A 19852-nucleotide genomic window follows, 5' to 3' on the forward strand; every position below is an offset into this window, starting at 1 on the left:
TCTAACATCTAACATCTAACATTTATAACTCCGCCAAAAATTTCAGCGTATCAATATTATCGGCGTAATCAGTTAATTTAGGAAATTGAGTTTGCCCAAATTCAACATAATTCGGATTATCTTTCATGTCATTTCCAACCACACATTGTATTTGATCTTCATTTTCGATCAAATAATTTTTAACATCATTTATATCTTTATAAACTTCAAAATTTACAACTGCAATTGGAGAATGTAAAGCTGTATCTTTTTTCATTAGAACAAAATTATTGTCTAAAAACTCATCTTTTCCTAATAAAAATATTGCACGATTATAATCGTAATTATTTGCGTATTTAGGATGATTAATCACATCGCCCCATGAAAAAATAGCTTCGAATATTTTTGGTAATTGGGCTTTATCTTTTACATAAAGTTTCGTTACATTTCGGCAACCTAATCCAAAATAAATAAATAAGTCGTTACCCAATTTTTTCAACTCTTCATCAGTTTCCGAACCATTTAATACAGCAACCGAAGTTCTATTTTTACGAATAATGTTAGGAACTTTACCAAAATATTGCTCAAAATAGCGTGCTGTGTTATTGCTTCCAGTTGCAATAACTGCATCATAATTTTCTAATTGTTCAACAGTTTGAATAATCAATTTGAAATTTTCATCAATCGAATACAAATATTTTATCGCTAATTTGATTAATTTATCATCTTTAGACGAAGTTTTAATCAAGGCATTATTTCCAGAAATAACAACAGAAAGCAAATCATGAAAACCAACCAAAGGTAAATTTCCTGCCATGATAATTCCAACATTTTTTGATGTTTCAGCAAATGGATAATCTTTCGTCCAAGCCAATAAATTTTCTTCCGTTAAAGCTTCTGCCCAACTTTTCAAGGCTAACGTAATATTATCTTTTGTAAACCAATTGTTGTAGGCTTCTGCATCGCTCACCGCATATTCAGCTTCTTCTTTCCAATTTACGAATTTTTCTGTCAGTTCCGCGTCTTTAATTGAATCATTATTTATAATAAAATTAAAAAACTGCCCCAATTCGTTAAATGCTGAAATCCTTTGTTCAAATGTCATTTTTTCTGAAAATTAAATGTAATTTTGTAGTTGCAAATGTAGGAAATAAAAAAACAGATACAATGGCTATAATTATTACAGATGAATGTATAAATTGTGGAGCTTGTGAGCCAGAATGTCCAAATAACGCGATTTATGAAGCTGCGGTAGATTGGAAATATTCTGATGGAACTTCTCTTAGCGGGACAATTGTAAACGTAGACGGCGCAACTTTTGACGCTGATGCGGTGCAAGATCCTGTGAGTGATGAGGTTTATTACATTGTTCCCGATAAATGTACTGAATGTAAAGGTTTCCACGAAGAACCACAATGTGCGGCAGTTTGTCCGGTGGATTGTTGTGTGCCTGATGATAACCACGTAGAAAGCGAGGAGCGCCTTTTGAGTAAAAAAGCGTTTATGCACTTAGAGTAAAATCGTCACAACTTTACATATAAAAACCTCTCAGAATTTGAGAGGTTTTTTTTGTTATTTATTTTTGAGTAAAATCCAGCCTTGTAATTTGTTTTTTGTTTCAGAATTTAGTTCATTCCATTCTAAATAATACCAATAAGTATCTGTTGGTAAGTTCATTCCGTTGGCTTGTTTTCCTTTCCAAATAAAATTATTTTCTCCATTGTCTTTGAATACAGTTTTTCCGAAACGATCAACGATTAAAACAGAAGATTTTTCTTTTAATTTAAGGAATGAAAAATCAATTTCGTCATTTTTTCCATCATTGTTTGGCGAGATGAAATTATAAAAATTGGGGATTTCAAATAATATCTCTTTAATACAACCTTCAGCAGTTTGTATTTCGATTTTATGTAAGCCTTTAGAAACATCAGTAAATGTGTTGGATGTCGTCCATTGTCCATTATCTATTCGGTATTTAATAGGTTGATTAGCATTAGTAACATTTACTGTAACTTCATTTTTTGTAATTTTTAATGATAGTTTAACTTTTTCACACGGATCAGGAGGTAGTAAAGTAGTAAATGAAATATTAGAACAAGATATTGCAGGACCAATATTATTAATTGCTATTACTCTTACATAATAAGTCATATTATAAGATAATGAAGTAGAAATAGTATATGTATCAACGTTACCTAAATTTATTTCCAAAATATCATTTCCATTTTGGGATGTTCCAATGATTAATTGATAGGAAGTGGCATTTGCGATTTTATTCCATTTAATTGTCGGATTTAATGAAACATTTGATTCTCCATTTGCAGGTAATGTTGCTGTTGTACAATTTGGAATGGTAGGTACATCCATTGTTTTAAATCTAAAAACAGGACAAGTTTCACGTTTCATTCCTATTAATGTATTTTCTGGGTGTATTTTTACATTATACCAAGTGTTGGGTGTTAAATCGTTTGCTATTTGAGAAAATGTAATAGTATTATTGCTTGGTGTGGAATTATCTAAAACATCAGTTTGAATTGTTGGATCACTCTGATTATCTTCTTGAATTATTAAATTATATTGATTAGCATTATTTATTTTTTCCCATTTAAGACTAGGTTTCAAAATAACATTTTCTTCATTATCATATGGAGATATAATATTTGGACAATCAGGAAAAAGTGTATTGATATCAAAAGTTAATTCATAAGCACCCATATCTACAGATAATCCATAATATCTATTTCTTTTGTCAATATCATGAAAAAGAGAAGTAGCACCTCCTGCGATTTGTTGAAATAAACGTTCACTTCCTGTATTGAAAGCTGGACTAGAAATTTGTAGAGTAAAATCAGAATTGTCATTTACAAATTTAGGATTTCCTCTAATGTTATTTGCGGTAGAGTAATCCTCTACAATATTATTTTGGATATCATTTGTAGCTGAATTATCATTTAATATTTCAGAAGAAATGTCTTTATTTAAGTTGCCTGTTCTCCCATTTATATAGAAAATACTATTATAGATGATATTTTTAGAATTTTGAGCATATACGATAGCAGAGTTAGAATTATTTACAATAGTTGCATTAGTAATCAGAAGATTTTTTTTGTTAAATATAGCACCAGCATAATTAGACGCTCTGTTATTATAGAATAAAGAGCTAATAATTTTAAAATCTGAATTACTTTCATTATAAATAGCTCCACCAATTATTGCTTTATTTCCAATGAAATGAATTCTATTTAGATAGTTTTTAGAGTTTGGTGTGCTATAAATAGCTCCACCATTTTTTCTACTTTCATTTTCTTTGAAATAAATAGCAGTTAAAGTTAGATTACTATTATTATTATAGATAGCTCCACCATTTTCTAAACTTATATTATTTTCAAAATTATAAACATCAGTACTCGAAGTATTATTACCAACAATTTGTTCAATTTTTACATTATCAAGATTTTTCAAATATAAAGCAGCACCATTTGAAGATGAAGAATTATTTTTAAAAGTGGTATTTTCTAAAGTTACTTTATTTACATTTTCTATATAAAAAGCACTACCATTATTTGTAGAATTGTTTATAGCCCTGTTGTCATTAAATTGGACAAAATCGGTTTTTATTTCATTTATATTATTTATATAAACTGAGCTTGTATTAGATAAATTGTTTTCTGCAAAAATAATATTTTCTAAATTCAATGTTAGATTAGGAGAATTAATAAAAGAAGCAGAAGAACCTTTTTCTGTTAATGATGTAGAATTAGCATTTTTAGAAGTGAAATTTTTTAATGTTACTTCTAAATTATTTTCAAACTTAAACAGCTTTGTTGCATTTTGACCATTAATAACCGATGTTGTTTCATTACCAGTTCTTTCTAACCAACCACCTGTTTCTGGATCAATTTCATATATATAACCACCTGTTATTTCAACTTTAAAAAAACCGCGAAAATCAATAACATTCCTAGCAGAGAAATTACCTTGATATAATTTTATTGAAATGTTTGTATTTCTATTAGTTATTGAATTTATGTTATTAGTTAAATTTTCATATGAGATAGCATTATTCCAATTAGCTCCAGAGCCATTTCCAGTAGAAGTTTCTTTTACGTGAATTTGACTATATAATAAAATAGGAATTGTAAAGGTTAGTAATAAGGTTAAAATAAATTTATATAGATTGTTCATTAAATTTTAATTCATATTAGTGTGAATTAAAAATAGGTAATTCTTTTATTTAAAACTAAAAAAAACTCAAGTTATTTACTTGAGGTTTTTTTAATTTTGGGCAATCCCTTCGGGCGGGCTTTTCGTTGCAATCTTTTTCTCAAACTTCGACTTCGTTTAGTTATCAAAAAAGGATTTCCACTTCAATCCCTATTGCATTTTATTAATTTCTAAACTCGAGCTTCGAAATTCGTTTTTTTAAGAATATCTTTTCTTTCTAATCCAAAAACCAATTCCAGCAAACAAACCAATAATTGCAGTTGGAACAAGTAAATTCATCATTTGCCACGTAGATTTTTCTTGTAAAACAGTTGTTTCACTTAACAACGGAATTTCTAATTTACGATTGCGTAAAGCCAAGAAATCAGTATCACCTAATAAATAATCCATTGCATTCATTATAAATGTTTGGTTGGCGTATGTTTTCGGTTTTCCATCTGGATTATCTGGACGAACCGAAAATTTATTTTCTCCTAATTGCATTGGAATTCCTCTCCATAAAGCATTTTTTAAAACATCTCCGTCCGAAATGACAATCATTTTACCATCGGTAGTTTTTGGCTTGAAATTCGGAAATTCTTTACGTTCGTAACGCGAAGCATAAGCCGAATTGAAATTACCTTCTAACAAAACTGCCATCGGAATTTTACCCATTTTATATTCTTCAGGATTCTCGATTTCGACTTCATTTAATTGAATATAATTTAAAGCAGGTTTCAAACTTGATTGTTCAGAAGAACTTAATAAAACAGTTTGTTTGATATTTGGATTTTTCAGTAATTCGATCGGATTCGCAAATTGAAATAAAACAGGATCTATGGAACTTGTAATTGGGTTTTCTTCTCCTTTAATTCCTAACTCAAAATAAGGCCAATTGTAATAATTGTAACTTGTATTTCCTGCTGTTTCGCCATCTGCCAAAACAATTTGTGCACCATTCATATCTTTTATAACAGCCGGATGAATACGAACACCATAATTGAATAAGAAATCATTTAACTTTAAATCTCTTGGAAAAGCAACGATTTTTCCACTTCGGAAAATAGAGTCCATTTCAGCATCCACAGTTTCAACAGCCATCATCATTTTTCCTCCATTCATGATATATTGATCCAAAACCAATTTATCCATATCAGAAAAAGGTAATGTAGGTTTTGCTACAATCAAGGCATCAAAACGTTTCAAACTATCGAAATCAGAAGGCTGTAAAGAAAACGATTTGTTTGCAATTGGATTTAGATAAATCTCCACATCATATTTTTCTGACAAAGCAGAGCCTAACCCTTGAATATTTGCTTCAGGTAATTCGTCATGATGAACAATGAAACCAATACGCTTGCGCTCAAAATTGGTTGCTTTCTGAATTTTTTCGGCAAATAAATATTCTAATTTTTCAGTAGATGCTAATGCTAATTTTTCAAATGGAGTAGAAGGGTCATTCACTAAAACCTCCATATAAGTCGATTTGTCACCGTAAGTTAATTTTGCATACGGATAAACATTCAAAATTCCTTTGTCTGTTTTAATTGGAACTGGAGCTAATTTATTTTGCTCTAATTCGGCTTGTCCTAAATCTACAGGATCAACAAAAGAATAAGAAATATTACTATTTTTTTCGCGAAGTTCGTCTAATAAAAATTGAATTTCGTTCTTCAAAATTCTGTAATCACCTGTTAAATCTCCACCCAAAAGAATTTCAATTTTAAGCGGTTGTTTTACATTTTCTACTAACTTTTCGGTTGTAGAAGTTAACGTAAAACGTTTGTCTTTTGTCATGTCAATTCGCGTATAAAAAAATTGAGCAATGATAAAAAGCGCGATAAATGCGATGAAAGTAATTAGATGTTTTTTGTTTAATTTTTTCATGGCACTATTTTTTATTTTCAAGATTAACAATTGAAATTTGATTCAAGATTCCAATCAAAATCAAAAAGTAAAGTAAATCTCGTGTGTCAATAATTCCTTTCAAAAACTGGTTGTAATGTGTAAAACTTCCAATTTTTTGAACATAGAAATCCATCGAACCAAGTAAATTATATGACGCTAAACTTTCGAATCCATAAAAAATAATGAAGCAAAAGAAAACCGCCAAAACATAAGCCATTACTTGATTTTTGGTAATAGATGAAGTAAATAAACCAATTGCGGCGAATAAACTTCCTAGAAAGAAAAGTCCTAAATAACCAGAAAAAATTGTTCCGTAATCTAATTCTTGTTCGGGCATCAAAAATTCTTGCAACGTAATAGTGAACAAGAAAGTTGAAAGTAAACAAAAAACAACAACTGAAACGACTGCTAAATATTTGCCCCAAATAATTTGGTTATTTTTTATAGGTAGTGTGAATAACCACAATAGTGTTCCGTTTGCTTGCTCTTCTGCGATTAATTTCATCGTTAAAGCTGGAATCATGAATAGAAAAATCCAAGGTCCAACAAAGAAAAAACTACTTAAAGAAGCATTTCCAGTATTGAAAACATTGAATTCGTTATCAAAAAACCAAAGGAACAAAACCGAAACGATAACAAATGTTGCGGTTGCTAAATAAGCGTTGAAGCCTAAATAAAAATTGGAAAACTCTTTTTTGAAGATTGTCCACATGTTATTTTTTATTATTACGATTAATTAAACGCACAATAAGCATAAGTAGTATACCACAACCAAAGAAACTGACAATCGACCAATACCAATTTTGACCAAAATCTGTTTTTTGAATCACAGCAAACACGATAACAAATAATAAAATAGTCGCCAATTCGTTCATCATTCGCAATTGAACAGAAGTGTATTTGAAAACTTTATTTTGGATTTGTTTCAACGTTCGCCAGCACCAAAAATGATAAATTAATAAAACACTTATCATTCCTAATTTACTTTTCATCCACGGCATTTGTAATAAACCTTGATTTTTGTAAAGCATATTCAATCCCATTGTAATCAAAATAACCAAAGCAGGAGCGGTAATTACATTCCATAATTTTTTCTCCATGTAGGTATATTGATCCTGCAAAATTGATTTTTTTGGTTCTTCCATTTGTTGCGTTTCTGTATGATAAATCATCAAACGAACAATGTAAAATAAACCAGCAAAGTAACTTACCACGAAGATAACGTGTATTGCTTTGTATATTAAATAATTATAAGTCATATAGTTATTGTAAACTCTCTAATACTAAATTTTCTCAGCGTTAATTTTCAAATTCAATTGTAATTGTATCGTTTTTCTTTAATCCCATTAACTGATTTGCACCTCCTGATATTGTTGGATTACTCTTGTATAAAGTAACTTCTAAAAATCCTGCCGAATTAAACAAACACAATGTTCGTCCAAAAGCTTGCACTTCTTTGTTAAAATCTTGTACAACTTCGTTGTAATGCTCATAAATAACAGTAATATCGGTCATCGAGAAATCTTTCTGACGAAGCAAAATTTTATATTTTCTGTCTTGTGCAATTTCATCGAAAAAATCTTTCGAAATATTACTCACAACATTTCCAAAATGATCAATATAAATCACATTTCCTATGATATATTTATCATCACGATAAATTGGTTTCAACTCATTCAATTGCTTCATTTCGGTACGTTTGTTCCCTAAAAGAGCAGGAACTCCGCCGCGCGCCAAGTGACATGCAACTGGTACAAAACAATTTTTCATTGGAAATAAACTGTCTATTCCTTCTGGATAAGCAGTGATTTCGTAAATTTCTTCTGGTTGATTTTTTTGGCAAATCAAGGATAAAATTCCATTATCTGCACAAATAAAATAATGATGATTGATTAATGCACAAATCGGCTTCTGATAAGGCGTACTTAAGGCATTAATTCCAATAATATGTATAGTTCCGTCGGGAAATTCTTCGTAAGAATTACGAATGATATAGGCAGCTTCAGATAAATCATAGGGATTAACATGATGCGAAATATCTACAATTGTAACATCGGCCAATTCTTTTAGAATTGCGCCTTTAACGCTAGAAACAAAGTAATCTTTGACTCCAAAATCCGATGTTAATGTAATAATTGCCACTATTCTCTAATAATTAGCAAATATATTGTTTATTATTCTTTATTTTTGTGTAAGTGAACCAAAAAAACAATCTCATTTGACAGAAATTAATATTGAATTAGCCGAAATTAATGCTCAAGATTTTTATGGTGCTAATAATGAACATCTAAAAAGAATCAAAGAATATTATCCAAAATTAAAGATTGTTGCTCGCGGAAGAGAGTTAACAGTATTTGGAAATGAAGATGTTCTGAAAGTATTTGACCAAAAAATGCAACGAGTAATTCAGCATATTCACAAATACAATCGACTATCTGATCGCGAACTCGAAATCATTATGACCGAAGATAATAATGAAATGCTTCAAATAAAAAAAGAAGACGAAATTATTGTACACGGTGTAAATGGTAAAATCATCAAACCTCAAACGCCTAATCAACAAAAGCTGGTACAAACTGTTTACAACAAAGATATGGTCTTTGCAATTGGACCTGCTGGTACGGGAAAAACCTATACGGCTGTTGCATTGGCGGTACAAGCGTTGAAGAACAAAGAAGTTCGCCGAATTATTATGACGCGTCCTGCTGTAGAAGCTGGAGAAAATTTAGGTTTTTTACCAGGTGATATGAAAGATAAATTAGATCCATATTTACAACCTTTGTACGATGCGTTGAAAGATATGATTCCGTTCGAGAAGCTTTCGTCTTATACAGAAAAAGGAGTGATAGAAGTTGCGCCTTTAGCATTTATGCGTGGTCGAACGTTGGACGGAGCTTTTGTAATTCTTGATGAAGCACAAAATACAACGTATGCCCAGATGAAAATGTTTTTGACGCGTATGGGAAAAAATTCTAAATTTATTATCACAGGAGATCCTGGTCAGGTCGATTTACCACCAAAACAAAAATCTGGTTTACGTGAAGCGATTAATATATTGAAAGATGTAAAAGATATCGGATTTATTTATTTGGATGATAAAGATGTTGTTCGACACAAGATTGTTCGCGAAGTCTTGAAAGCTTACAAAGTGAGTGAAGATAAAGAGCGAGAGAAAATAGATATAAAAAAGTAAATCAAAAAGCCAATTGTTTCTAAGAGCAATTGGCTTTTCGATTTAATATTTATGGCAGAATATTAAATTTATTCTTTTAGTGGATTAGTTTTTAAAGTAAAACCTAAAATGTTAAACGCTAATCCTATTGGCAAAATCATTCCTGCAATTAAGCTCATTCTATTAGAATCAGAAAATTCTAAGATTAATAAAATTGAAGTTAATATTAAAACTAATCCCGTTATATATAATATGTTTTTCATTTTATTATAAATTGTAATTCAATCAAATATAATGATTTATTTCTAATTTTTGTAAAAAATATTCAATTCTAAAATCAAGTAAATGTGATTCTGACAAAAGGGGAAATCTGAAATAAACTTATAACTAACAACTCAACACTTAAAACTTTTTCACATCAACCAACCTTTTTGTAATTTGTTGCATCTAACTTACAAATCAAACAATATGAAAAAGTTATTTTCTTTTTTCTTTGTTTTTGTTGGAATGTTTTTTTCTACAAAAATAAATGCGCAAGATATTCGAATCGGATTTCCGCGTATCGAAATTGGTGAACGCCCAGACGAAAATTCTGTGAGTTTGCAATCGATGGATGTGCAAGTTGAGATTTTTGGAAATTTGGCCAAAACGACAACAACTTTAGTTTTTACAAATTCATCAAGTCGAAATCTTGAAGGGAATTTAGTTTTCCCTTTGCCCGAAAACACGACTGTTAGTGGATATGCAATTGATATTAATGGAAAATTGCGAAATGCAGTTCCTGTTACAAAAGTGCGTGCGGTTGAGGTTTTCGAAAGTATTCAGAAGCAAAATATCGACCCTGGAATCATCGAAAAAGTAGAAGGAAATAATTTTCGAACTCGTATTTCTCCGATTCCAGCAAAAGGTTCACGTACGATTCAGTTATCGTATTACCAAGAATTAAAATTGGATAAATCGTCGTATCAATATCATTTGCCGTTAGATTCTTCGAAAAAAATTGCGAAGTTTAATTTGACAACAAAAGTGTACAATGCTGCTGGAAAACCACAATTGATTGAAACGCCAGATGGTTCGTTCAATTTTTCGGAAAATAGTAATATATATGAAGCAAATTTGTCGAAAACAGATTTTACACCTAAAAAATCATTGATTATTAATCTTCCGAAATCGCCGAATAATGTAGAATCTTTTGTTCAGAAAAATGTAGATGGTTCGGTTTATTTTTATGCGAATTTATTGGTTGATGCAAAATCTCAACCAAAAGTTTGGTCAAAAAATATTGGAATTATCTGGGATAATTCGTTGAGTGGTTTGAAACGAAATCATCAAAAAGAGTTAGAATTTTTAGATAAAATTATTTCTCAACAAAAAAATCTAAATATTGAAGTTTCGTTATTGAATTTTTCTTTGGAAAAATCGAGATTTTTTCAAATTAAAAATGGTGATTGGTCAGAATTGAAAAAATATTTGGAAAATGTGACATATGATGGAGGAACAAATTATGCGAAAATTCTTCCAGCAAGTCTGAAAGCAGACGAATATTTATTGTTTTCGGATGGAATTTCGTCTTTTGGCTCGAATATTTTTAATATAGATAAACCTTTTTATACAATTGCATCTTCGCCGACTTCTAATTATGGCGTTTTGAAAATGATTGCGCAAAAAGTTGGAGGAAAATTTATCAATCTAAATGAAAATTCTGTAGAAAATGCGTTCAAACAAATCAACGAAAGTTCGGTTCAATTCTTAGGAATTATCAATAATACAGCGGGAGAAGTTTACCCAATTTCGACAAATGATGTGAACAATGGAATTTCGATTTCGGGAATTTCTCAATATCCAAATGCAAAATTAATGATGATGTTTGGACGAAACGGAAAAGTGGAATTCAATAAAGAATTGGATTTGAGTAAAGCAACTCAAAATCTTGAAATTAGTAAAATTTGGGCGCAAAGTAAAGTGAATTATTTAGAACTGAATCTAGAACAATATAAAACAGAAATTGAAGAAATTGGAAAACAATTTTCGATTGTAACGTCGAACACAAGTTTGATTGTTTTGGAAAATGTTTCGGATTATGTAAAGTATAAAATCAATCCACCAGCGGAATTGCAAAGTGAATTTAATAAATTATCGAAACAAGGTTTTGAACAAAATGAAACTCGAAAAGCTGATTTGTTGAAAAATGCAATTGCGAAAGCAAAGGAATTGAAAGAATGGTGGAAGAAAGATTTTAAATATATAAAACCAAAATATCCAAAACCTGTTGGGGATTCTACAACTTATTTAGAAGAGACTGTACAAGTGAATATGGTAATGCCAGAGCCTAGAACAACAGCTGTAATGGAGATGGAATCTAGTGCAGAACAAGCTATGGTAGTTACAGCAAATGGAGTGAGAAGAGAATCGAGAAGTTTAGGTTATGCTTCGGCTAATTTTGTTGCAGATAAAAAAATGAAGGATGAAACATCTGCTTCGGTTCCGGAAATTAAAATAGTCAATGTAAAATCGGATAAAGAATACATGAAGTTGATAGAAGCGTCTAAAAATCCATATCAAACTTATTTAGATTTGAGAAAAGATTATGCCGAAACGCCTGCTTATTATTTTGATGTGGCAACATTTTTCTTTCAGAAAAAAGAAAAAGAAACTGGTCTTAAAATTTTAAGCTCGATTGCAGATCTAGGTTTAGAAGATGCAGAATTGTATAAAATGTTAGCATACAAATTGAAAGAAATTGAAGAATATCAAACCGAATTATTTATCACAAAAAAAGTCTTGGATTGGCGACCTTTTGATGCACAAAGTTATCGTGATTATGCCTTGGCGTTACAAGACAATGAGCAATATCAATCGGCTTTAGAATATCTGTATAAAGTATTAACGAATGATTATTCAGTAGAAATTGCCAATCGTGATCGAGATATTACGGAGATTATTGTTCCTGAAGTTAATAATTTGATTTCGCTTCATCGAAAAGAATTGAATTTATCGAAAATTAATAAAGATATCATTGTTGATATTCCGGTTGATATTCGTGTGGTGATGAATTGGAATAAAGATATGACCGATATTGATTTGTGGGTGACGGATCCAAATGGCGAGAAATGTTTTTACGGACATCGTACAACTGCGATTGGTGGACGAATGAGTGAGGATGTGACGCAAGGTTTCGGACCAGAACAATTTATGTTAAAAAAAGCGATCAAAGGAAAATATAAAATAGAAACGAATTTTTTCGGAGAAAGACAAATGAGTATTTCAGGGCCAACAACTATTTCGGCAGAGATTTACTTGATGTATAGCTCAGGAAAACAAGTGAAGAAAATGATTACTTTCCAGAATAACAAGCCAAATTCTGGCGGCGAAGGAATTTTGGTTGGTGAATTTGAATTTTAGTAAATGGAAAAGGAATCTTGAAAGAGATTCCTTTTTTTTGCATAACGCATAATTCATCATTCATCATTAATAATTAAACTCACATCCACTGATTTCGATCCAAACTTCTATACTGAATAGCTTCACTAATATGTTTTGAAAGAATAGTTTCAGAATTATCTAAATCTGCAATTGTTCGTCCAACCCTAATAATTCGATCATACGCACGAGCAGAAAGATTTAATTTTTCCATAACAACTTTGATTAAATGCTTCGAATGATCATCTAAATCACAAAAAGTATCCAACTCTTTTGGTCCCATTTGCGAGTTGTAATGGACTTTTGTATTTTCAAATCGTTTGGTCTGGATATTTCTTGCATTAATGACACGNNACACGTTCACGAATCACAGCACTTTTTTCGCCACGACGTTCTTGCGACAAATCATCAAACGGAACAGGATTCACTTCGATATGTAAATCAATTCGGTCCAAAAGTGGTCCAGAAATTTTATTCATATAACGTTGCATTTCCGCTAAAGAGGAAGTGTTGTTTGGATCATCCATAAAATAACCGCTCGGACTTGGATTCATAGAAGCTACTAACATAAAACTCGCAGGATAATTCACAGTGAATTTTGCCCTCGAAATTGTGACTTCTCGATCTTCCAAAGGTTGACGCATAACTTCTAAAACAGTTCGCTTAAATTCGGGTAATTCATCCAAAAACAAAACACCATTATGCGCCAAAGAAATTTCTCCAGGTTGTGGATAAGAACCACCGCCGACTAAGGCGACATCCGATATAGAATGATGTGGACTAGAAAAAGGACGACTTACAATTAATGATTTGTTAGATAATTTTCCAGCAACGCTATGAATTTTTGTTGTTTCGAGCGCTTCTTGTACGGTCATTTTCGGAAGAATTGAAGCAATTCGTTTGGCTAACATTGTTTTTCCACTTCCTGGAGGACCGATCAAAATAATGTTATGTCCTCCTGCAGCAGCGATTTCCATCGCACGTTTTACATTTTCTTGACCTTTTACATCAGCAAAATCGAAAGGATAATTATTCATTTCACTAAAAAAATAATCATCTAAATTAACTTGATGAGGTTGTAAAATGATTTCTTCGTTAAAATAATCAACAACTTCTCTGATGTTATTAACCGCAAAAACATCGATTCCTTCTACAACAGCTGCTTCGTCTGCATTTTGTTTGGGTAAAATAATTCCTTCGAAACCTTCTTCTTTTGCTTGTATTGCAATCGGCAATGCACCTTTTATAGGTCGAAGTGAACCATCTAGCGATAATTCGCCCATCATTATAAATTTATGGAGTTGTTCAGAATTTACTTGCTCCGAAGCTGCTAAAATTCCAATTGCGATTGGTAAATCATAGGCAGAACCTTCTTTTTGTAAATCTGCTGGCGCCATATTAATCGTGATTTTTTTACCAGGTAATTTCAAATTAGAATTTTTTAGTGCAGCATTTATCCTAAAATTACTTTCTTTTATTGCGCTATCGGGCAAACCAACCAAATGATACCCGACACCTTGATCAATATTAACTTCCACAATAATTGTTTTTGCGGAAACTCCGAAAATAGCACTTGCAAAAATTTTCACTAACATAAAATATTTTTTTATAAATTTACTTCCTTTTTCTATTGAATAAAATAGCTGAGAGGATTTAAGTATTTAATAATTAATTAAATAATACACTTTGGTGTAAATTCTATATGAAAAAAGAAAAATATTCTTTTGAATTTGAACGATTCGAGAGTAAATCTGAGCTTGCAGCAGAACAAAAAAAAGTAGTAGAAGAGGCTTATGATATTTCGTTGAATGCATATGCGCCTTATTCTAATTTCAATGTTGGTGCATCTGTTCAATTAGAAAATGGAGAAATTTTTTCGAGTTCAAATCAAGAAAATGCTTCGTATCCAGTCGGAACTTGTGCCGAAAGAGGTTTATTGGCTTATGTAAATGCAAACTTCCCAAATATTAAGATTGAAAAATTGGCTGTTTCTACGCCAAATGTCAATTATCCATTGCCTCCATGCGGGATGTGTCGACAATATATTTTAGAGATCGAAAAGAAACAATCGCAACCAATCGAAATTATTTTATCTGGAAAAGAAGGTGATGTTTTGGTGATAAATTCTGCTAAAGATTTGCTTCCATTACATTTTACTGACGAATTTTTAGGGTAGCAATTTTGTACACTAAATAGATTAGTTTAAATTTGTTCCAACGGAATTGTGCAATTATGGAAAAATTAACGCAAGAAACGTACCTACAATGGTATCGTGATATGACTTTTTGGCGTCGCTTCGAAGATAAGTGTCGTTCATTATATTTAAAGCAAAAAATTAGAGGTTTCTTACATTTATACAATGGTCAAGAAGCTTTACCAGCCGGTTTTATTCATGCAATGAAACCTGGTGTAGATCATGTGATTACTGCTTATCGTTGTCACGTTTGGCCTATGGCTTTGGGTGTAGACCCAAAACGTATTTTGGCTGAATTATGTGGTAAAGAAACAGGAACTTCTCATGGTTTAGGAGGATCTATGCACGTTTTCAGTAAAGAGCATAATTTTTATGGTGGACACGGAATCGTTGGTGGGCAAATTCCATTAGGAGCAGGAATCGCTTTTGGTGATAAATTCTTTAATCGCGATGGTGTTACAATCTGTTTAATGGGAGATGGCGCAACTCGTCAAGGTACATTACATGAAACATTTAACATGGCGATGAACTGGAAATTACCAGTTGTTTTTGTTTGCGAAAACAATCAATACGCTATGGGAACTTCTGTTTCTCGTACTGCTAACCACGAAGATATTTGGAAATTAGGTTTAGGATACGAAATGCCTTGTATGCCTGTAGATGGTATGGATCCTGTAAAAGTTGCAGAAGCAGCTTACGAAGCTATTGAAAGAGCGCGTCGTGGAGATGGACCAACTTTCTTAGATGTACGTACATATCGTTATAGAGGTCACTCTATGTCTGATGCTGAGCCTTATCGTACAAAAGAAGAGGTGGAAGAGTACAAACAAGAAGATCCAATCTTGAATGTTGAGAATCATATCTTAGTAAACAATTGGGCAACTAAAGAACAATTAGATGCAATTATTGATGAAGTAAAAGTGATGGTAGAAGAATGTGCAGAATTTGCAGAAAACTCTAACTATCCAGAAGAACACGTAATGTATGATTATATCTATTCAGAAGAAAATTATCCATTCTTAGATAAAATCGAAAACAACTAAAAACCATGGCAGAAATTATTACAATGCCTCGCTTAAGCGATACAATGGAAGAAGGAACTGTTGTAAAATGGCACAAAAATGTAGGAGATAAAATTGCTGAGGGTGATATCTTAGCAGAAATCGAAACAGATAAAGCAATCCAAGAATTCGAATCAGAATTTGATGGAGTATTATTATATCAAGGTGTTGCAGAAGGAGTGTCAACAAATGTTGATGAAGTTTTAGCAATCATCGGAAATGAAGGAGAAGATATTTCAGGTTTAATCGGGGGTGGAGCAAAAGTTACGACTGAAGTTAAAGAAGAAAAATCAACTCCCAGCGAAACAAAAACAGAAGAAGCAAAACCTGTTGCAGAAATTCCTGCAAATGTGGAAGTAATTACAATGCCTCGTCTTTCTGATACAATGGAAGAAGGAACTGTAGTTGTTTGGCACAAAAATGTTGGAGATCAAGTTGCGGAAGGTGATATTTTAGCAGAAATTGAAACAGATAAAGCAGTGCAAGAATTCGAATCAGAATTTGATGGTGTTTTATTATATCAAGGAGCTAAAGTGAACGAGCCTGCACCAGTAGATTCTGTTTTAGCAATTATTGGTGAAGCTGGTACTGACGTTTCTGCAATTGTAGCAAACGGAGGTAAAGTTGCTGCACCAGCAGTTTCTACAGAAGTTGTTGATGACGAAAAACCAGTAGTTGTACAATTAGATGTAAATAATAAGGTTGAAGAAACTTCTTCTTCTGATCGTATTTTTGCATCGCCATTAGCAAAAACAATTGCAAAAGATAAAGGAATTAATTTAGCAGAGGTGAAAGGTTCTGGTGATAATGGACGTATCGTGAAAAAAGATATCGAAAATTATCAACCATCTGCTCAACCAAAAGCGGAAGCAAAATCTGAATCAGTTAAACCAGCTCAAACTTTTGTTTCTGGAGAAGATAAAGTGATTCCAAATTCTCAAATGAGAAAAGTTATCGCTAAACGTTTGGCTGAATCTAAATTTACAGCTCCTCATTATTACTTAAATGTAGAGTTGGATATGGATAATGCGATTGCTGCGCGCAAACAATTAAACTCAGTGCCTGATACGAAAATTTCATTCAACGATATGATTGTGAAAGCATGTGCAATGGCTTTACGCAAACATCCAGCTGTTAATTCTACTTGGACAGATACAGAAATTATTCAACATGGAGATATCAATATCGGTGTGGCAGTTGCTGTAGAAGATGGTTTATTGGTTCCTGTTGTTAAAAATACAGATCAAAAATCATTTGCTCAAATTTCTGCTGAGGTCAAAGATTATGCAGGTCGTGCAAGAGATCGCAAATTAAAAGCAGATGAAATGGAAAAATCAACATTCTCTGTTTCAAACTTAGGTATGTTTGGAATCGAATCATTCACATCGATTATCAATCAACCAAACTCTTGTATCCTATCAGTTGGTTCAATTATTCAAAAACCAGTTGTAAAAGACGGACAAGTTGTAGTTGGTAACACAATGAAATTATCTTTAGCTTGTGATCACAGAACAGTAGACGGAGCAACAGGTGCACAATTCTTACAAACATTAAGAATGTACATCGAAAATCCTGTTACAATGTTAGTGTAAGCTAAGATTTAATATATTTTTTTAAAGACCATTCATCGAATGGTCTTTTTTTTGTTATAGATTTTATGAATTTGTATCTTTAATCTCTAAAGTAATTAATTTAATGAAGCAACTAAAATTCTACTTTAATATTTTAAAACAGACAATTGTTGAATTTGGTGAGGACCGAATTATGAAATTGAGCGCTTCGTTAACTTATTACGCATTGTTTTCACTTTCACCATTAATTCTGATTGTAATTTCCAGTGCAAGTTTATTCTTTAAGAAAGATGCTATCGAAAACCGAATGTTTTATGAGCTTAAAAATATTGTTGGTCCAGATGTCGCTTTAGCTGTACAAAATTTTGTTACAAATTCTACCATTTCAGGAGATAGTTCGCTTGCTTTATATATAGGTATCGGAATTTTGATTTTTGGTTCTACAACAATGTTCACCGATATGCAAGATAGTCTCAATCTTATTTGGCGTGTCGAAGCAGTTCCTCGTAGAGCTTGGTTGAAATTTGTAATAAATAGAGGGCTTTCATTTTTGATTATCCTTTCATTAGGAATAGTTTTAATAGCAACAGTAATATTAAATAGTATATTAATGAGTTTTGGAGAAGAAATTTTCAGTCTTTTCGAACTCGATACCATTATGACGAAGACCACAGTTATTCTTCTTAATAATACATTGAGTATTTCAATCTCGATTTTGATATTTTATATTCTCTTCAAGATTCTTCCCGATGCACGTATCAAAGCAAAACAAGCTTTTGTAGGAGCGTTTTTTACGGCGATTCTATTCTTTATTGCAAAATATTTAATTGGTATTTATATCGCAAACTCCAAATATTCTACCATTTTTGGATCGGCAGGTTCGTTGGTTATTCTTTTGTTGTGGATTTATTATGTTGCAACAATTCTATATTTCGGCGCAAAATTCACAAAAGTATTTGCCGAAGCCAAAGGTTACCCTATTATTCCAAAACGAAATGCGAAGCTCAGAAAAGTATCGTTTATTGATTATCAACTCGATAAAAAAGATTATGAAAGTATAGATTAGTTACTAATTTATTTCGCTTCTCGAAACCTCTCCCGAGCCCATAACCCAAAAGTAGCCGCTGCCTATTTGTTTGATTCAGCAAATATTCACCGCCTAATCATTTCATACAGTGAAAATACAAAACTCGAGTGTAATGATTCACCATTTTTTTTCAACTCGAACTGTCAACAAAATTAAAACTCTTGAAAAACAATTGTACTTTTCGTCAGTTCGAGTGAAAATCTCTGATTTTAGTATCGGGAACTTAGACGAATTGCTGTCAACTTTCAACCGTCCAAAAAAAGTATTGTATACACTCTACTGCCACTATGTTGCCTTCATCCTGCCTTAAAGTAGGGAGTAAGCTGCAATTACGAATTGAGGATATGGCTGATTTTTTACAAAACTTAAATCAAAATTATGATTAAAAATATTAGTTTTACCCGTTGTGCATTTTGATTACTAAATAATAAAGTTGTTCATTTGATTGAAAATCAGTAAATTGTTTTAAGCACAAAACATTTACAATGAACAACTTACTTACAAATTATGAAAGAATATTATAAGTTCTACGAAAATATCCACAGATACACTTTTAATTTATCAACGTAGAAGACCTAAACTTTTTGATTTATAACTCATAAATCTTGTCTTAACAGCTAAATTTATGGGTATTGATAGTGAAAATCATTAATTTTGAAATCTCCCTTAAGTGCTAAGTTGTAATATTCAACGAAGTATTTACGATCGTATAAAACGTAGATTATCAGAGCAAATTAATAATATTCGACTCAAATTAGCGAAAGAATTTAATGAATTTAAAAATTGTTTTATCGTTGATATTATGCCGTTGGAAGTTTGTGAAATAACAAGAATTAATCACTCTAAATTTTGCAAAGAGCATCAGTTTTGTGCACCAAATAGAGGTTTTAGTGCTTCTCAGCAATTGTCTTTTTATGGCTATAAACTTCATGCTGTTTGTTTTTTAAGAGGTGTTTTCTAGAGTATTGATATTAGTCCCGCATCTGTTCATGATATTTATTTTTTGAAAGATATAAAATCTCAACTATCAGATTGAGTGCTACTTGGTGATAGAGATTATTTGTTACAAACAATTCAAATTGATTTATTTAATGAAGTTCATATACAATTAGAAACACCGAAAAGGTCCCTTCAAAAAATATCAAAAATGAATTGAAACTTTTTTTTCTCAACTATGTGATTAATTTATGATTATACGCAATTATGCAAAGACTTTTGAGGGGTTTAAAACCAGAATTCTAGCTAAAATTACTGCAC

General features: G+C 31.6%; 14 protein-coding genes and 2 pseudogenes. 8 read left to right on the plus strand and 8 right to left on the minus strand.

Annotated features, from left to right (window positions below; translation table 11 throughout):
* Positions 1-22: 22 nt before the first annotated feature.
* Positions 23-1084 carry an acyl-CoA reductase gene (locus B4L98_RS11710; protein ID WP_291046787.1) on the minus strand — a complete coding sequence of 354 codons (1062 nt, stop codon included), beginning with the start codon at positions 1082-1084 and terminating at the stop codon, positions 23-25.
* A 62-nt stretch (positions 1085-1146) separates the two neighbouring features.
* Here B4L98_RS11710 and B4L98_RS11715 point away from each other — a divergent pair, with 62 nt between their 5' ends.
* Positions 1147-1497, plus strand: coding sequence for a 4Fe-4S dicluster domain-containing protein (locus B4L98_RS11715; RefSeq protein WP_114999046.1), 351 nt, complete (start codon positions 1147-1149; stop codon positions 1495-1497).
* A 54-nt stretch (positions 1498-1551) separates the two neighbouring features.
* On the opposite strand, the gene B4L98_RS11720 is transcribed toward B4L98_RS11715, so the two are convergent.
* The 5 genes from B4L98_RS11720 to B4L98_RS11740 form a co-directional block, all read right to left on the minus strand.
* Positions 1552-4164: a gliding motility-associated C-terminal domain-containing protein gene (locus B4L98_RS11720; RefSeq protein WP_286495368.1), complete on the minus strand. Its 2613-nt coding sequence runs from the start codon at positions 4162-4164 to the stop codon at positions 1552-1554.
* A 237-nt stretch (positions 4165-4401) separates the two neighbouring features.
* Complete coding sequence (gene gldG / locus B4L98_RS11725) at positions 4402-6069, minus strand: gliding motility-associated ABC transporter substrate-binding protein GldG (protein ID WP_291058685.1); 1668 nt, start codon at positions 6067-6069, stop codon at positions 4402-4404.
* Between the two features lie 4 nt (positions 6070-6073).
* The gene (locus B4L98_RS11730; RefSeq protein ID WP_219034141.1) at positions 6074-6802 is read right to left on the minus strand and encodes an ABC transporter permease subunit; all 729 of its coding nucleotides are present in this window, start codon (positions 6800-6802) and stop codon (positions 6074-6076) included.
* Position 6803: 1 nt separating this feature from the next.
* A complete protein-coding gene (locus tag B4L98_RS11735; protein ID WP_114999049.1) occupies positions 6804-7349 on the minus strand; it encodes a CopD family protein in 546 nt (181 codons plus the stop codon).
* A gap of 40 nt (positions 7350-7389) precedes the next feature.
* Positions 7390-8232 (minus strand): SAM hydrolase/SAM-dependent halogenase family protein, encoded by an 843-nt coding sequence (locus B4L98_RS11740; protein WP_114999051.1) that lies wholly within the window; start codon positions 8230-8232, stop codon positions 7390-7392.
* A 76-nt stretch (positions 8233-8308) separates the two neighbouring features.
* On the opposite strand from B4L98_RS11740, the gene B4L98_RS11745 reads away from it, so the two are divergent.
* Entirely contained in the window at positions 8309-9283 is a 975-nt protein-coding gene (locus B4L98_RS11745; protein WP_115001971.1) for a PhoH family protein, read from the plus strand.
* Between the two features lie 68 nt (positions 9284-9351).
* On the opposite strand, the gene B4L98_RS11750 is transcribed toward B4L98_RS11745, so the two are convergent.
* Entirely contained in the window at positions 9352-9525 is a 174-nt protein-coding gene (locus B4L98_RS11750; RefSeq protein WP_180905924.1) for a hypothetical protein, read from the minus strand.
* Between the two features lie 205 nt (positions 9526-9730).
* On the opposite strand from B4L98_RS11750, the gene B4L98_RS11755 reads away from it, so the two are divergent.
* On the plus strand, positions 9731-12664 hold the full coding sequence (locus tag B4L98_RS11755; RefSeq protein WP_291058682.1) for a VIT domain-containing protein: 2934 nt from the start codon (positions 9731-9733) through the stop codon (positions 12662-12664).
* A gap of 79 nt (positions 12665-12743) precedes the next feature.
* Here the strand turns inward: B4L98_RS11755 and B4L98_RS11760 are convergent.
* Positions 12744-14277 (minus strand): annotated as a pseudogene (locus B4L98_RS11760) (YifB family Mg chelatase-like AAA ATPase).
* A 107-nt stretch (positions 14278-14384) separates the two neighbouring features.
* On the opposite strand from B4L98_RS11760, the gene B4L98_RS11765 reads away from it, so the two are divergent.
* From B4L98_RS11765 to B4L98_RS14760, 5 genes and pseudogenes are all read left to right on the plus strand, one after another.
* Entirely contained in the window at positions 14385-14858 is a 474-nt protein-coding gene (locus tag B4L98_RS11765) for a cytidine deaminase (protein ID WP_038337075.1), read from the plus strand.
* Between the two features lie 56 nt (positions 14859-14914).
* Positions 14915-15919, plus strand: a complete 1005-nt coding sequence (pdhA, locus tag B4L98_RS11770) for a pyruvate dehydrogenase (acetyl-transferring) E1 component subunit alpha (protein WP_125349669.1) — start codon at positions 14915-14917, stop codon at positions 15917-15919.
* A gap of 5 nt (positions 15920-15924) precedes the next feature.
* Positions 15925-17529: a pyruvate dehydrogenase complex dihydrolipoamide acetyltransferase gene (locus tag B4L98_RS11775; RefSeq protein WP_125349668.1), complete on the plus strand. Its 1605-nt coding sequence runs from the start codon at positions 15925-15927 to the stop codon at positions 17527-17529.
* 103 nt (positions 17530-17632) lie between these two features.
* Positions 17633-18574: a YihY/virulence factor BrkB family protein gene (locus B4L98_RS11780; RefSeq protein ID WP_038337079.1), complete on the plus strand. Its 942-nt coding sequence runs from the start codon at positions 17633-17635 to the stop codon at positions 18572-18574.
* Between the two features lie 506 nt (positions 18575-19080).
* Positions 19081-19852: pseudogene (locus tag B4L98_RS14760) on the plus strand (IS982 family transposase); the annotation flags it as partial.

It is taken from the genome of Empedobacter sp. UBA5528 (genome assembly GCF_002426075.1).
Classification (GTDB): Bacteria; Bacteroidota; Bacteroidia; order Flavobacteriales; family Weeksellaceae; genus Empedobacter; species Empedobacter falsenii_B.

What these genes read in the sequence shown, in the direction of transcription:
- pdhA (WP_125349669.1), top strand. Translation starts at nt 14,915, where the DNA reads ATGGAAAAATTAACGCAAGAAACGTACCTACAATGGTATCGTGATATG.
- B4L98_RS11730 (WP_219034141.1), bottom strand. Translation starts at nt 6,802, where the DNA reads ATGTGGACAATCTTCAAAAAAGAGTTTTCCAATTTTTATTTAGGCTTC.
- B4L98_RS11780 (WP_038337079.1), top strand. Translation starts at nt 17,633, where the DNA reads ATGAAGCAACTAAAATTCTACTTTAATATTTTAAAACAGACAATTGTT.
- B4L98_RS11775 (WP_125349668.1), top strand. Translation starts at nt 15,925, where the DNA reads ATGGCAGAAATTATTACAATGCCTCGCTTAAGCGATACAATGGAAGAA.
- B4L98_RS11710 (WP_291046787.1), bottom strand. Translation starts at nt 1,084, where the DNA reads ATGACATTTGAACAAAGGATTTCAGCATTTAACGAATTGGGGCAGTTT.
- B4L98_RS11750 (WP_180905924.1), bottom strand. Translation starts at nt 9,525, where the DNA reads ATGAAAAACATATTATATATAACGGGATTAGTTTTAATATTAACTTCA.
- B4L98_RS11715 (WP_114999046.1), top strand. Translation starts at nt 1,147, where the DNA reads ATGGCTATAATTATTACAGATGAATGTATAAATTGTGGAGCTTGTGAG.
- B4L98_RS11755 (WP_291058682.1), top strand. Translation starts at nt 9,731, where the DNA reads ATGAAAAAGTTATTTTCTTTTTTCTTTGTTTTTGTTGGAATGTTTTTT.
- B4L98_RS11765 (WP_038337075.1), top strand. Translation starts at nt 14,385, where the DNA reads ATGAAAAAAGAAAAATATTCTTTTGAATTTGAACGATTCGAGAGTAAA.
- gldG (WP_291058685.1), bottom strand. Translation starts at nt 6,069, where the DNA reads ATGAAAAAATTAAACAAAAAACATCTAATTACTTTCATCGCATTTATC.
- B4L98_RS11735 (WP_114999049.1), bottom strand. Translation starts at nt 7,349, where the DNA reads ATGACTTATAATTATTTAATATACAAAGCAATACACGTTATCTTCGTG.
- B4L98_RS11720 (WP_286495368.1), bottom strand. Translation starts at nt 4,164, where the DNA reads ATGAACAATCTATATAAATTTATTTTAACCTTATTACTAACCTTTACA.